Source organism: Streptomyces sp. NPDC002520, assembly GCF_053595235.1.
In genome coordinates this window covers 69605-82785 of sequence record NZ_JBSFXG010000006.1, presented here as the reverse complement: position 1 = coordinate 82785, position 13181 = coordinate 69605, and the positions used below count along the sequence as shown (strand labels likewise).

Annotated in this window: 17 protein-coding genes; 7 read left to right on the top strand and 10 right to left on the bottom strand. The window is 70.3% G+C overall.

Features of this window, described 5'->3' with window-relative positions; all coding sequences use genetic code 11:
* Positions 1-83: 83 nt before the first annotated feature.
* The 4 genes from ACWD5D_RS11615 (at position 84) to ACWD5D_RS11600 (ending at position 4240) form a co-directional block, all read left to right on the top strand.
* Positions 84-848 carry a hypothetical protein gene (locus tag ACWD5D_RS11615; protein WP_450704868.1) on the top strand — a complete coding sequence of 255 codons (765 nt, stop codon included), beginning with the start codon at positions 84-86 and terminating at the stop codon, positions 846-848.
* A 39-nt stretch (positions 849-887) separates the two neighbouring features.
* Positions 888-3044 carry a hypothetical protein gene (locus ACWD5D_RS11610; protein WP_450704867.1) on the top strand — a complete coding sequence of 719 codons (2157 nt, stop codon included), beginning with the start codon at positions 888-890 and terminating at the stop codon, positions 3042-3044.
* A complete protein-coding gene (locus tag ACWD5D_RS11605; protein WP_351221519.1) occupies positions 3041-3622 on the top strand; it encodes a hypothetical protein in 582 nt (193 codons plus the stop codon). Before ACWD5D_RS11610 ends, ACWD5D_RS11605 begins: the two co-directional genes overlap by 4 nt.
* Positions 3623-3799: 177 nt before the next feature.
* Positions 3800-4240, top strand: coding sequence for a hypothetical protein (locus tag ACWD5D_RS11600; protein ID WP_351221518.1), 441 nt, complete (start codon positions 3800-3802; stop codon positions 4238-4240).
* Positions 4241-4284: 44 nt separating this feature from the next.
* Here the strand turns inward: ACWD5D_RS11600 and ACWD5D_RS11595 are convergent, their stop codons facing one another.
* Positions 4285-4668 (bottom strand): DUF6573 family protein, encoded by a 384-nt coding sequence (locus tag ACWD5D_RS11595; protein ID WP_351221517.1) that lies wholly within the window; start codon positions 4666-4668, stop codon positions 4285-4287.
* A gap of 157 nt (positions 4669-4825) precedes the next feature.
* Here ACWD5D_RS11595 and ACWD5D_RS11590 point away from each other — a divergent pair, with 157 nt between their 5' ends.
* Together ACWD5D_RS11590 and ACWD5D_RS11585 are read left to right on the top strand one after the other, a co-directional pair.
* On the top strand, positions 4826-5311 hold the full coding sequence (locus ACWD5D_RS11590; protein WP_451372601.1) for a hypothetical protein: 486 nt from the start codon (positions 4826-4828) through the stop codon (positions 5309-5311).
* A 72-nt stretch (positions 5312-5383) separates the two neighbouring features.
* Positions 5384-5803, top strand: coding sequence for a hypothetical protein (locus tag ACWD5D_RS11585; protein WP_351221515.1), 420 nt, complete (start codon positions 5384-5386; stop codon positions 5801-5803).
* Positions 5804-5832: 29 nt separating this feature from the next.
* Here ACWD5D_RS11585 and ACWD5D_RS11580 read toward each other — a convergent pair whose 3' ends face one another.
* The 7 genes from ACWD5D_RS11580 to ACWD5D_RS11550 form a co-directional block, all read right to left on the bottom strand.
* Positions 5833-6147, bottom strand: a complete 315-nt coding sequence (locus ACWD5D_RS11580; RefSeq protein ID WP_351221514.1) for a hypothetical protein — start codon at positions 6145-6147, stop codon at positions 5833-5835.
* A gap of 139 nt (positions 6148-6286) precedes the next feature.
* Positions 6287-6604: a hypothetical protein gene (locus ACWD5D_RS11575; protein ID WP_450704864.1), complete on the bottom strand. Its 318-nt coding sequence runs from the start codon at positions 6602-6604 to the stop codon at positions 6287-6289.
* An 84-nt stretch (positions 6605-6688) separates the two neighbouring features.
* A complete protein-coding gene (locus tag ACWD5D_RS11570) occupies positions 6689-7300 on the bottom strand; it encodes a hypothetical protein (RefSeq protein ID WP_450704863.1) in 612 nt (203 codons plus the stop codon).
* 126 nt (positions 7301-7426) lie between these two features.
* The gene (locus ACWD5D_RS11565) at positions 7427-8101 is read right to left on the bottom strand and encodes a hypothetical protein (protein WP_450704862.1); all 675 of its coding nucleotides are present in this window, start codon (positions 8099-8101) and stop codon (positions 7427-7429) included.
* A gap of 95 nt (positions 8102-8196) precedes the next feature.
* Positions 8197-10005, bottom strand: a complete 1809-nt coding sequence (locus tag ACWD5D_RS11560) for a VWA domain-containing protein (protein WP_451372600.1) — start codon at positions 10003-10005, stop codon at positions 8197-8199.
* Positions 10002-10976: an AAA family ATPase gene (locus ACWD5D_RS11555; protein WP_450704860.1), complete on the bottom strand. Its 975-nt coding sequence runs from the start codon at positions 10974-10976 to the stop codon at positions 10002-10004. The genes ACWD5D_RS11560 and ACWD5D_RS11555 overlap by 4 nt, the downstream gene beginning before the upstream one ends.
* Before the next feature lie 28 nt (positions 10977-11004).
* A complete protein-coding gene (locus ACWD5D_RS11550; RefSeq protein WP_450704859.1) occupies positions 11005-11409 on the bottom strand; it encodes a hypothetical protein in 405 nt (134 codons plus the stop codon).
* A 273-nt stretch (positions 11410-11682) separates the two neighbouring features.
* Between ACWD5D_RS11550 and ACWD5D_RS11545 the strand changes: the two genes are divergently transcribed.
* Entirely contained in the window at positions 11683-11856 is a 174-nt protein-coding gene (locus ACWD5D_RS11545; RefSeq protein WP_451372599.1) for a hypothetical protein, read from the top strand.
* A 22-nt stretch (positions 11857-11878) separates the two neighbouring features.
* Here ACWD5D_RS11545 and ACWD5D_RS11540 read toward each other — a convergent pair whose 3' ends face one another.
* Positions 11879-12319 (bottom strand): hypothetical protein, encoded by a 441-nt coding sequence (locus ACWD5D_RS11540; protein ID WP_451372598.1) that lies wholly within the window; start codon positions 12317-12319, stop codon positions 11879-11881.
* 177 nt (positions 12320-12496) lie between these two features.
* Positions 12497-13051 carry a hypothetical protein gene (locus tag ACWD5D_RS11535; RefSeq protein ID WP_351221505.1) on the bottom strand — a complete coding sequence of 185 codons (555 nt, stop codon included), beginning with the start codon at positions 13049-13051 and terminating at the stop codon, positions 12497-12499.
* Between the last annotated feature and the right edge of the window lie 130 nt (positions 13052-13181).

The following is a 13181-nucleotide window of genomic DNA, read 5'->3' as shown; positions in this document are numbered from 1 at the left end:
GGGTGACGGATCCTTGTGGATGACGGCGCCCAAATCTGGGAAACTCTGGTAGAAGTCAGGGACTTTTCAGGTAGGGTACGGGTGTGAACGAAGCCCTGGACGCACTCGAGCAGCGGATGGAACAACTGCGCCGGGACATGCGCGACGCCGCACAGGCGCGGGACTTCACCACCCTCGGAGACCTCCGCCCGCACCTGCACAGCGCCGAACAAGCGTGGGACACGCTCCTGTTCACCTCGCAGCCCGACCCGGTGCCCCCGGCAACGGGCCGGCCCTTGAAAGCGGCTCGTGATCAGGTCCTGGAGACACTCGCCCTCACCGGCGCCCCCACCGCCCAGAAGACGATCCGAGTGGTGTGCGAAGCCTTCTTCCGCACCCCGCTGGAGGCCACACGCCTCTCCAGCCTCCGGCGCGACGAAGTGCGCAACTACCACAGCAGCGCCCCCCGGAACGCGTACGTATGTTCCGCCCTCACCGCCGGCACCTTCCGCGCCGCCCGTTCGGTACTGGCCCGGTCGGACTGGCCCCTGAGTCAGCGGATCCTCGTGCCCGGCTCGGAACGCGTGAACTTCCTGACCATGGCCGCCAACCTTGCCCGCGCGGCCGACCACCCCACTGGAAACAAGCCCGCGATCGACGCTGTGCTCCGCCGTCTGGCCCAGGACATCCCTGGCCTGGCCAGCAGCCCACTGCTCACACCGGCCCGGATACAGGAGGCGGCCGAGAACGAGCTCGAACGCCTCCGCGTGGCCGACCACACCGCCCGCACCACCGAGGCTGAAGCGGCTTCCCAACTCGACCACGTGCACCAGCTGTTCGGCGTTGCCACGGAACGGCAGGACCGTTGATCACCTCGACCACGACGACCGGAGAGGCGGAAACACACGATGGCTGAGGTACGCCTGGCCGGCTGCGCCGGTTGCATCGGCAGCACCCGCCCCGGCTACGTCTCCGTATGGGTCGAGGAGGGCGGGGAGATGAAGCACCGCTGGAAGCGGTGCCCCAAGGAATGCACCGCCCAGTCCCGCGCCGAGGCGATCGAGCGCCAGAAGCTGCGCGCCGAACAGCAGAAGGCCGACGAAACCGCGGTCAATAGTGCACCGGCCGAGACCGCCCCGCCGGTCCAGCCAGCCGCTCCCGCACCCGAGGCGCAGCCCGTGAGGTACCCCGCCAGCCACCCGCCGGCCCCCGCCTACCGAGGGCAGCCGCGCCGCGGGGCCCGGCCCGCACCACGCACCGCCAACCGCCCGGCCGCTCCGGCATCGACGAAACCGCGGCGGTGGCCTGCCGTCGTCCTCGACTCCACCGCCGAGGGATGGACGCTCGACATCCCCCAAGTTCCACCGCCCGCCGGCACGAAGCTCACCGACTGGTTCAACTGGCTCGGCACCGGCCTCCCTCTGCGTATCGACCGCATCCACGACGCGGGCCGCACAGGCGACGGCATCGTGTGCCTGACCCCCGACGCGCTGAAGGCCCTCGGCCTGCCCGCGGCCCTGCCGACCACCGACAAGGCCCTGGCCGCCCTCAAGAAGAAGCTGGACACTGCGGCCGCCAGCGTCGGCATGGAGGTGTCCGAGGAAATCGGGCCAGTCTTCCACGCCTTCCGCCGGGCGGGCGCGGCCGGCGGATCGAAGACGTCGTTGCGGATCGTCGTCACCCCCTGGCTCGGCCAGGGCAACGACAAGCAGAAGACCACCACCGGGATGCTCGCCACCCTCGCCGCCCTCCCGGGCGGCCAACTCGACGCCGTGGCGCTCGCCCGCCGGATCCGTACCTTCGTCTCCGACATCGGTATCGGCCCCGGCGTCACCCCCGCCACCTCGAGCATGCTGCTCCTGGAGGCCGTCCGCCCCCGCTTCGAGCCGTACGAGGACGACGACGGGGAGTGGAAAAGCCGGCTGCGCCCCGGCGCGCTCCCCTCCGGAGACACCACCGTTCCTCAGGCCGCCGGGGCCCGTCATCCGTTCACTCGTGAACTGCTCGACCGCGGCGAAGCCGTCTGCGAGGAAGAGGACTTCAAGTGGTGGGCCCGGCCGCTCACCGACGACGAAGCCGTACTCGAATGGGCCGTGGCCGTCGACGTCTGCGCCTCCTACCTCTCCGTCACCCAGACCCTGCCGCTGCCCGTCGGCCCCCTGGAGCACATCAGCCGCCCGGCCTGGTCGGCGAAGACCGCGGGCTTGTGGTGGTGCGACTTCACCGGCATCGAGACCGACCCCCTGCTGCCCCATCCCGCGACCTTCCACGGCATGGCGCCCACCGGCCCCGGCTGGTACGCGACCCCCACCGTCGCCTACATGGCCAGCGAATACGGTTTCGACCCCGCCACCATTACCGACGCCCTCCTGCCCGCGCTGAAGGACGACGAGGGACGCCCGCAGGGCACCGCTCCGGTCCTGAAGGAATGGACCATCCGGCTGCGTGAGGCCTACAAGCGCGTCTACGCCGAGCTCGGCCTCACCGACGGCCAGGACCCCGAGACGTTCCTTGCCGCGTACGCCACGCACAAGGACATCGACCCCGGCGACACCGCCCGCGCCGACGCCCTGGTCCTCGCCACGCTCTACAAGCAGATCTACAAGGGTGGCATCGGCAAGTGGGCTGACTCCGCCCGCAAGTCCCACCCTGACGACGACACCTGGCTCGAAAAGGTCGTCGCCCACTGGTCCTACAACCCCGCGCTGCGCTTCCAGATCATCTCCGCCGCCCGGATCGCCGGCCACCGGCGCATGCGCAAGACCTTCAAGAAGACCGGCCGGGCGCCCTTCGCTGTCAACGTCGACTCCTACCTCTACGCCACCGCGAAGCCGTCGCCGCTGGAACTGCTCACCCCGCCCGAGAAGGACAAGCCGGTCGCCGGCGTACTGCGCCTCGGTATCGCCCCCGGCTCCTCCAAGCACGAGGCGAGCATCCCCATGAGCGCAGTCCGGGAGGTCATGGAGTCTGCTCTGCACCCCTCCCGCCTCGTCCACGCCTACACCACCGACGGCACGCTCATTCCCGACGCCGACACCGATGAGAACGGAGACACGCAGCCGTGAGCGGGAACAACCAGGGACAGGGAGAGGAGATCGAGGGGCTGGGCATGAACGCCCGGGTCAAGGAGTTCCTCTTCCCCTCACGGACCGCGCCCGTGCGCTCCACGACCCAGGCCGCCCACGTGCGCGACCGTAAGTTCAACGGCAGCACGAAGGCCATGGCCGCCGCCTACGGTGTCACCCCCCGAACGGTGGAGCGCTGGATCGACGGCACCCGCAAGCCCGTCAAGTTCGCCGACCGGCTTCACCGGGACGCCACCGAGGTCCAGACCACCCCCCGGGGCCGGGAACGCAGGGCCCGGGAAATGGAAGCCCGCGGCGACCGCTCGGGCATCGGCGCCCGGGTTGGCCGGGCGAACACCTTCGACATCCGGGGCTCCGACGCAGTCCGGGCGAAAGATGCCCACATCGATCTCACCGGATCTCAGGTCGCCGCCCTGGCGCGGGCCACGGAGGAGAGCGAGGTCGAGCAGATCATCAAGGAGGCCCTGGCCAAGCACTTCAACGGAGGCCTCTACGGCGGATTCGTCCCGGACGACTTCAACTTCGACATCAACGACGTCGACTTCTCGGGCAGCTGATCAGTGTGCCGGAGCGTCGCCGTTGGCCATCTGAGCGCGTCGCGCAGTGCTGACCGAGCCGAAACATGACCGTGCCTTCGTTCCGGGGCGCGTGGGGGCATTCACGGCCCGGTGCGAGGGGCTCCAGAGTGAGGGCGGCGCTGGTAACGAGATGCGGCCACGGCTAGTTTCCCGTCTATGACTGACCAGTTCGACGCCCAGTTCGGCGGCATCCTGCACTCCGCACGCGAAGTCCTGCCGGAGAACTCTGTGCTCCGCCTGGAGGCCAAACTCCGCCAGATCCACGCCGAGCGACCCGACCTGGATGTGCCGGAGGTCGTGAGCATGGCCTTCGCTGTCTTTGAGGGTGAGGCGATCGATGCCCGCATTGCCATGGAGGAGGCAGGTGCGCGGGCCGATGAAGCGGCTGCGGCCGAAGCTGCGCACCTCGCGTCCATCGAGCGCATCAGGGCCCGCACGTACGAGCTGGATTGTCTTGAAGCCCAGTACCCCGGGAGGGCCACCATGGCCGAGGTGCTCGCCGAGGCCGGTATCTCGTGGGAATACCTCGGCCTGAGCGAAGAGGACGGCGTCCTCGTCGAAGAGATTCGCCGCAGCATGAGGCAAGACGAGAGTTGAGCGGGCTGGACGCCGGGGCGCAGCGCCTGCCAGAGGCCCGCTTCTCACATCTCGTGGTCGAGCATCAGGGTCATGATGGGATCACCCGTATCACCAGGCTCGGTGATGGCGATGAGCTGGTCGGCACCCGTGGGTGACTCGCCGGAGGGCAACTCCTCTGCCCGCACGACGAAGCACACCTCGTTGGGATCCTGCTCCTGCTGGACGGCACGCGCCACCGCGGACAGCACCGCCTGCAGCCGCCTGTCTTCGCCACCGTCCGTGCCGGCCACGAACTCCCGTCGCGCGTCGGCGGTGATGATCAGCGGCATCCCGATGCCAGCGGCCGAGGCAGCTGCAGGCGGGACCGGGATGAACAGGCCTTCCGCGAAGGCCTGTTCCCGCGAGTAGCAGGCGACCTGGGGCCCGTAGACAGCTTCATCGTCCATGGCGCATGTCCCGATCTGTCAGCGTCCGCTTGTTCCTGCCTCCTGCTGAGCCTGCCCCTTCGGCCCCGCGATCGCTGTCCCTCGTTCGGGTGAATGCCGCACCGGGACGCCGGCGGGAGCGGCTTGCCGCATCCCTCCATTTCGTTCGAGGAGCATCATGCCCACCGCACAGCACACCCGGCCCTGCCCGGTCACCCACTACGCGCTGACCGCCCAGTGCACCTTGTCGGCGGGCCACCCTGACATCTGGCATCGCGCCGTCCACCCCGACACCGGTCAGACCATCCGGTTCCACACCGTGGCCGGCACCCGGCACACCCAGGAGTGGAGCTCCGACGACGACCCCGGAGCGCCGGACGAGGGCGAGTGGGTCACCTGGCACTACACGACCCAGGACGTCGCGCCGACCCCCGTCGTCCCGGCCGACCTGGACCAGCGCGTCGCCGTCCTCGTCGCAGGGCACCACCCCACCAGCCGAGTCCGGTCCGGACAGACGGGAGTTGAGAGCGAGTGCGTGTGCGGCGCCTGGTACCCCATAGGCCGCCACGACGCTCACCTCGGCCGAGAAATGTCCCTGCTCGTCCGCGGCTACTTCGACCTGGGGCTCCGCCATGGCCGGGGACTCACGCACCCGGTCGCCTGACGCGCATCGTCCGGGGCGGGGGAGGGACCCGCGGGCATCGTCGGTGTCAGTGCCGCCACCCACACTGAGGGGATGGACATACCCCAGGACCTCGCACTGGCCGAGCGGAGAATCCTGCCGGCGCTGCCCGGAACCGATCCGGAACTGGGCGAGATCCGCTGGAAGCGGTGGGAACCGGCGCTGCTCATGACGCACTTCGACCCGAGTTGCCCCACGTGCGCCTATCCCGGGCCGCTGTCGACCGCCATCGGGACGACGTTCTACACGCCGCCGCCCTCACGGGTGAGAGCCGAGCGGGCAGCCCGCGGAAGGCCTTCGAAGTGGGTGACCGTCCAGCACCGCCCCTACTGGTGCAAAACACACTGGGCCGTGCGGTGCCCGAGCTGCGACGAGATGACGGTCTACCGCCGCGCCGGCTGGACCGAGATCCACTATCGCCCGCCCACTACAGAACGCGCGGTTCCGCCGACCAGCGACAACGTCCTCTTCTGACTGCTTCCCCGAGAATGCTCCAGGCCGTGTCAGGGCCCGACGAGCCGGCGGCGCGCGGTCAGGACACGGTCGAACAGCGCCACCTGACCAGGATCGATACAGACGGGGGTCTCCGCGCGTGGCGCCGGGTTGAGGAGGATGGAGCCTTCCGCCATGCCCTCGGTCAAAGTGGTGACCTCCTCGGGGAGAAGCTCGCGGCGGGTGAGGACGGCAACACCGCTCAGCGAGACCTGGAAGACGAAGACGTCGCCGAAGAACACGTCCACGGTGTTGCCGCTGGCCAGGACTTCCGCCAGCTCCTCCGTGGTGAGCTCGGCGTCCTCGAGGCCGCTGATATCCCTCATGACTGTCCTCCTGTTCGGTCGGGGCCGGGTGAGCGGCCGGTGTGGTGTGCGGGGGAACGTCCGGGCCGAAGACCCAGCAGCCCCGGGCCGGGACTGTGGAGCGCAGCCGGACCGGGGCGAAGGAGGCACGGCGCGGCGCTCACACCGCGCGGTCCCGCCGGCGCCTGGCCGCGATGAACCGCGCGAGCGTGCCGAGCAGCATGCCGATGCCCAGCACGCACACCACGCCGAACAGCCGCTCGACCAGGAGCTGCGTTCCCACCATCGGCTGCCAGACCAGCGGGGCCGCGACCAGAGCCACGCGCAGCCGGCTGATGCGCCCACGGACCAGACTCGGATCCTGCGGCGGGCGCCGAAGAAGACCCGCCGGCGACTTCGCGAAAGCGAGATAGGCGCCCGTCAGCACCGGTAGGAAGAGGGTCAAGACCACGTCGAGCACGGCGACGACGCCCAGCACGGCATTCTCCTTGCGATCAGCACGAGTTGAGGACAACGAACGACTTGCGTGCCAGGACGGCGACTGCCGTACCCGGACGATGGATCAGCCCTTGAACGCGAACTTCCAGATGTACGGGTCGCTCCGGTCGCCCGCTGACCAGTGCACCTCCACCGACTTCGAGTTCGCCGGGATCAGGTACGACTCGCACAGCGTGTGGCTCTCGCCCTGCTTCCAGCCCTCGATGTCGTAGGGGTCCTCGCAGCCGGGACCGTCGTTGGAGGCGCCGATCAGCAAAGCGGTGCGCTTGCCGTCGGCCCACATGGTCGTGCCGTCGTTCACGTCGGGCGTGTCGGAGAGCGGCTGGCCGGCGTTGTGCGTGAACTTCACGTGGGCGACGGCCAGGACCAGGCCCTTCGCGGCGCTCTTGTCCGCCACCAGGCGCTGCGCCTCCGCCTCCGTCCCCACGTCGACCTTCTCGGCGACCACTTCGTACGTCACGTTCTGGTCGCCTTCCTTGACGGTGCCGGTCGCGCTCTGGCCCGCCGCGCGCTCGCCTCCGGAGGGCTCGTGGGTGGAGACGGTCGCCTCCTTCGCCTTGGCAGAGGGCTTGGCGCCGGACGAGGACTGCTCGTCCCCGCCGCCGCACGCGGTCAAGGCGAACGCGAGAACCGTGACGGGCACGGCGACGCGCAGGGCGGTGCTTCCGATGGACACAGGGCCTCCCGGCTCAGGTGGTCGCCCGCCGACGCGAACGGTCGGCGGAACGACTGGTCGATGGCATGACGAGCCTGAAGTCGGCGCCCTGTGGACAGAGTCCGCCTCCTGGACGTGCTCCAGTCGTCAGAGCTCGTCGTCGACGGCGCGGAGCCGGATGTCCGCCGAGCGCAGAGCCGCGCGGACCGCGTCGGCGCAGGCCTGGGTGTCGGCGCGGTAATCGGAGACCGCGGTGTCCGGGTAGCCGGGGGATTCGTACACGAGCTGGGTGTCCGCCGCGGCCTGTTCGTCGTTCCGGGTGACAAGGCGGGCGCGCCAGCCACGGTGGACCCGGACGGCGTGGGCGATGCTGTTGCGGTGGTCGATGACCGCGTAGACCACGCTGCCGTCGTCCCGGGGCTCGGGGTAGCCGGCCAGGACGCAGACGGGACGGCGGGACGTGGGCAAGTAGCCGGTCTGCTCGGGGAGGCGGGCCTCGGTGAGCCGGCGCCGCAGCAGCCGGTCGGCGCGGCACTCGCACGCCTCGGGGGCGCACGGCTGCTCGCTGGCCCATGCGTGCAGGCCGGCGAGCTCACGGGTGATCGTGGCCATCTCCTCCTTGCCGCGGTCCATCAGGACGTCGTCGGGACCGTCGACCATGCCGAGGGCGGCCTCCGTGCCCTGACTCTCGGCCAGCAGTTCGCCCAGCCGAAGACGCAGACGGGCGAAACAGGACGGCGGCCCCTGCACGGCGAGTTCACCGACGGGCCCGGCCTCCCGGAAGTTACGGGCCAACGCGACGGCCTGGTCCTGCGTGAGCACGGATGGGACTCCTTGGGCATGACGTGCGCCGGCCGCGAGGCGGGCGCGGGGAGGGAACAGGGCGGGGCACTCGCTGCCCCGCCCCGGTGATCAGGTCAGGCGTTGCGCAGGGCCGCGACGAGCGCGCTGCTCAGGGCCGACGGGATGTCGGCGACGTCACGGACCGGCACCCGGTGCGCGCCGGGCAGGACCTTCGAGCGCGGGTCGAGGCAGAACCACAGCACGTGCACGCCCGCCCGCCTGAGCCGCTGTACCAGCCGCTGGCCGCCGCGCAGTTCCACCGGCTCCCAGTGGCCGTCGGACACGATGGCCAGCACACGAGCACCGACGGGACGCGCCAGATGCAGCGCGCCGTCCAGGGCGTTGACCGCCTCGGTGAAGCGGTGGGTGCCGTCGTTCGCGGTGAACTCGGTCACCTGGGTAGGCCGCTGGCCGGGCGAGACGATCGGAGTGACTGCCGACCCGAAGGCCACCGTGGCGGCCGTTCCGGAAACCTCGTGCGTGCCGTGAGCGAAGATCCACGATGCCGAGGCCAGGATCGAGGTGTACTGGCCCATCGAGCCGGACACATCGACGGCCACGCCGACGGCGACCGCAGGCTCCTCGGTGTGCTGGCGCACCTTCGTACGGAACGGGCGTGCCGTGACCGGCATCTTCCGTGAGCGCTGCGCGACGGCGAGCATCGCGTCCCGGCCCGACAGACGCCCCGGCGGTACGGCCGAGGCGACCCGGATGCGGTCCGGCTCACGGAACTGGGCTGCCAGCAGGGCAGCGCCGAGACGGCGAGCGGCGACCCGCTCCTCCGCACTGGGCGCGCGGCGGCCGCAGACCGGACTGGACGGAGGGGCCTGTACGGACGACGGCGCGGGCGCGAACACCCGGCGGGCAGCATCCTGCGCCGTGCGCTGTGCGGACTCCTCAGCCTGCTTGCGCTGCTGGGCGCGGGCTGCCGCCTCTTCGTTGCGGCGCGTCTCCTCCGGGTCGACCAGCGCGCCCGTCTGGATCTGGGCGGCGACGGACACCGGCTTCACCACGGCGGCCACCGCCGCGCCGAGCGCGTCCTCGTGTCCATCGGAGGCGCCAGCGTCGTCGCCAGGAGCGCCGGGAGACGCCGGGCCGGGATCGCCGCCAGCGCATCCGGCACCGGGCAGCTCGTCGTCCTCGTCGACCCCCACGACCTCGACCCACCGGCGCGCTACGCGCAGGAGACCGGCCTGGTCGCCGTCGGCCAGCTTCAGGGCCCGCCGCCACAGCGTCCGCAGCGAGGCGAGGTCCTTCGGGCCGAGGATCTTCTCGGCAGCGGCCCGCACGGGCTCGGCCTCGCGCCTGCTCAGCACGCCCGCGTCGACCCGGCCGAGGATGAGGGCGGCGCTGGCCGCGGCCCGCCACCGGTCGGCATGGGCCGGGCCGGTGGCGGGCGGCAGCACGATGTGCTGCGCGCACGCCCGCAGGAACACCAGGTCCTCGGGACGTTCGTGGAGGTGACGTGCCTCGATGCGCGGCTCCTCCAGGAGCTCGGCGGCGCGTACCGCAGCGCGGCCTGCCGCCGCCTCCCAGCCACTCCAGCGGGTACTGCGGGCGTGGCCCGCCTCGTGGCAGGTCATGCCCAGCAGGACCGGGTGACGCAGACGCCCGGAGACGGTGAGCGGGTCGACGTCGTCGGGGTGGGTGTCCGCGTCGAGGGCGACGGAGCCGTTGACGGTCACCTGGACCAGCTGAGGGTCGAACCACGCGGGAGCGGGGGTGTCATCGCGGCCCCACACCATGTCGAGCAGCACGTCATCGCGCTCGGCCAGGGTGTTGACGACGGAGCCGAGACGGCGGGCCAGGGCCTCGCGGGCCTCGACCAGGCTGTCATCCTCCGGCTGCGCGGCGACGGCGGCTTCCTGCGGTACGGAGATCACGGGCGCCCCGCACGGGCGCGGGCGCCCAGGCCGAGCGGGGCGCCGACGGAGAAGGACTTCTTCATCGCGGCGGTGAACTCGGCGCGGTCCTGCGCCGGGCACTTGCGCAGCAGGCTCGCGACCGCGAAGTCCTCGCCGTAGCGGCTGGATGCCTCGGTGAAGGCGAGCACGTCGCGCAGCTGCGGGATCCAGCCGTCGTACGTCGGCGTCTCCAGCTTCGTGCGGGTCTCGAGGTTCCTGGCCACCGTGATGAGGCTTGCGGGCACACCCAGATCGGCTGCGAGGTCCCAGTCGGTGGTCACCTCGATGTGGTGCTGGAACCGGCTCAGCAGGGCGTCGCTCATGTGGGCCCCGGGTACGTCGGGGTTGCACGCACCGATGACGGCCCAGCCCGTGCCGACCTTGATCGGAGGAAGCGACGGGTTCATGGGGACCAGGAGCTCGCCGCGGCCGTCCATGAGTGCGTACAGCACGGCCAGGACCCGCGGGTTGATCAGGGCGATCTCGTCGACCAGGAGCGGCACGTCGTTCTCGACGCTGCGCGTCAGGGGGCCGGATACCCACTCGAAGACGCCGCTGTCCGGGTTCTGGACGAAGGTGCCGAGGAAGTCGGCCTCGGTGGTGTCCTCCGTGCCCACGATGGTCTCGAGCCCGGTGTGCGTTGCGGTGGCGTCCATGGCGAACGCGGCTTCTGCGAGGGCCGTCTTGCCGGTGCCGGGCGGTCCCGTCAGCAGGACGTGCTCGCCGTGGTCACGGGCATCGCGGAGGAACGCGAGGTCCTCGAGGTCGCCGATCAGGCGCGGGTGGTAGACCCGGCCGTTCGGGCGGGTCTGCGGGCCGAGTGGCGGCAACAGGGAGGAGGCCGGTGCGGGGGCGGGGCGCTTGGGCGCGGTGGTCTGCTGCCCGCTGGTGCGGGGCTTGTTCAGCTCCTCGTTGAGGCGCTGGCGCATCTGCTGGGCGATCGAGCTCAAGGGGCTCCTGACTTCTGGGGTGGGCGGATCAGAGGGGGCGGGTGGGGATCGAGGCGGGGTCGCCTTCCTCGGTGCCCTGCTCGACGGCGGCGAGGCCGAAGCGGCTGGCGAGGGTGGGGGCGTTCTCCCGCAGCGAGGCGGGGTCGGACAGGGAAGCGGGTGCCGTGAAGGTCGTGAATCCGCGGGTGAGTGTGTAGCCCTTGTTCTCCTTGTCCCGCGTCCTGTCGATGACCTTGCGGATGACGGCCTGGGCGTCCGCCCCGGTCTCGATCAGCCCGATGGCACCGCTGCTGCCGCGTCCGCCGTGCAGGCCGACAGCCGCAGGCGTGGGGAGGAAGGTGACCATGAAGCGGTAGAACTTGTCGCTGTTCCCGCCCTCGTAGTGGAGTTCCCAGCCGAACCACTGGACGTCATCGGGGTTGTTGGCGGGCAAACAGAACCTCCTGTAGGTCAAGTTTCACGCGTCACTCTTGGCGAGGGGTCGGCCGTGAGGGGGCGTGAAAATCTGGCGGGCACTCTTGGTGGTAGCCCTGACGGTGCGACGCGGAGTGCCTTCCGACAGGCGCTAATTTACCCGAGCGGCCCTCTTCTGGTCAAGTTATACGCGCCGACTTGGCGGGGTTCGGCGGGGACCGGGGAGCGCGGCGGAAACGCTTGCACCGTAGACTCCCCGCTCGTTGCTACCGACGGGGGAGTGAACGGCGAAGTGACCCATCAGAAAACCACATCCACCGAGCAGCACACGGACGCTCCGATCTACGCCGAGCTCGTGAAAGAACGGGGTGACGTCCTCGAGGACACCCGGCAGGTGGCGGCGAAGGTGCTACGCCAAGCCGAACAGGCCGTCAGGCTCAGCTCCATGCGGAGCGGCCCGGCATGACCGGGACTGCTCGGTCGGCGGCTCAGGACGCGGGGCGGTGCCCGGGCTCCGATTTGCTGCACTGCGGTGAGTTCCCGGACAGGCATATGCGTTCGATGAGGCGCATCTGCTCTGAGGCCTTCTCGTCCCATTCACACCGCCGCTCCTCGCGTACCCGGGCCAGGTCGCGGCCGATCGGGTTGAAGGGGGAGCCGGCGCCGCCTGGCCACCGGTTGCCCGAGACCGGGTCGAAGTCCATGTTGCGGTACCCGAGCCAGTGCTCACGATGGGTTGCGCACATCCCCGCTGGCATGCGGACTGTGTACCGCTCGTCGGGTGGGAAGGGGTTGTTCGTGCCCAGGTACCGCATGCGGCGCCAGGAGGCGCCTTCCCAGCGGAACCAGTTCTTCTTGATCTCCTCCGGCACTTCGACACCGAGGTAAGTGTCGGGGGCGGCAGGCGAACTGGCGGCGTGCGTGGTCAAGTTGCTCCTGTAACTCGGGGGAAGGGGGCTGGGAGGCTGTCGATGTCCTCCCGGCGCAGGAGTGCAGCTGGTCAGACGGAGACCAGTTGGCCCTCAGGGCTGTGCTTCAGGGACGGGCGCATGCACTCGGCCGGCGAAGCAGCCTGGCGCGGCCGCGGCTGCGGCGAACTGTGCAAGTTATCGGCGGAGTTCAGTGCCGCAGCCCGGGAAGCGCTCACGCAGGAGGGTGATGCCCGCCGCACGCTGCTGCTCCATGTAGCGGCTCTCGTAGGTGAGTTCGGCGGCAGGAGGGTCAAGCCACAGAGGGCCGACGACGGCTGCGATCTCGTGCGCCGCCCGGCGCCAGGTCGCGTGGGCGTTGTCCGGAAGTTCGAAGATGGGCAGTCGCGGCGACGGCGGATAGGGGGCCCGGTCGAGGGGCCCCGGGGTGAGGGCGAGCTGAGAGGCGTTGGCACGCAGGTCCTCGGCCGCGCAGATGCCGGTGCGGCTGGTTTCCGAAAGCTCGAGCCCCGCCTGCGCGTACAGCTCGATCTCCTCCGGGGTGGCGCGGCGCCCCATGTGGCTCTCGCGGCAGCTCCGGGATTCAGGAACGCGGTTGACGAGGAGTCCGTCCCGCCACTCCAGGCCGTTGCCGGCTACGACCAGGGCGTCGTGGAGCGCCTGCGTGCGGTTGGCCACGAGGCAGGGGTACCGGCGGATCATGTCCGCCAGCAGATCGTCCACAGGGTTCACGAGTCCTCGATTCACTCCGGCCGTCCGGCGAAGCACCGAACACATGCACTAAATTACCCATCGATCCGAGCGTGGTCAAGTTTTACGCGTCAACAACGATGAAGCGTAAAACTTGACCGCATGTCTTGAG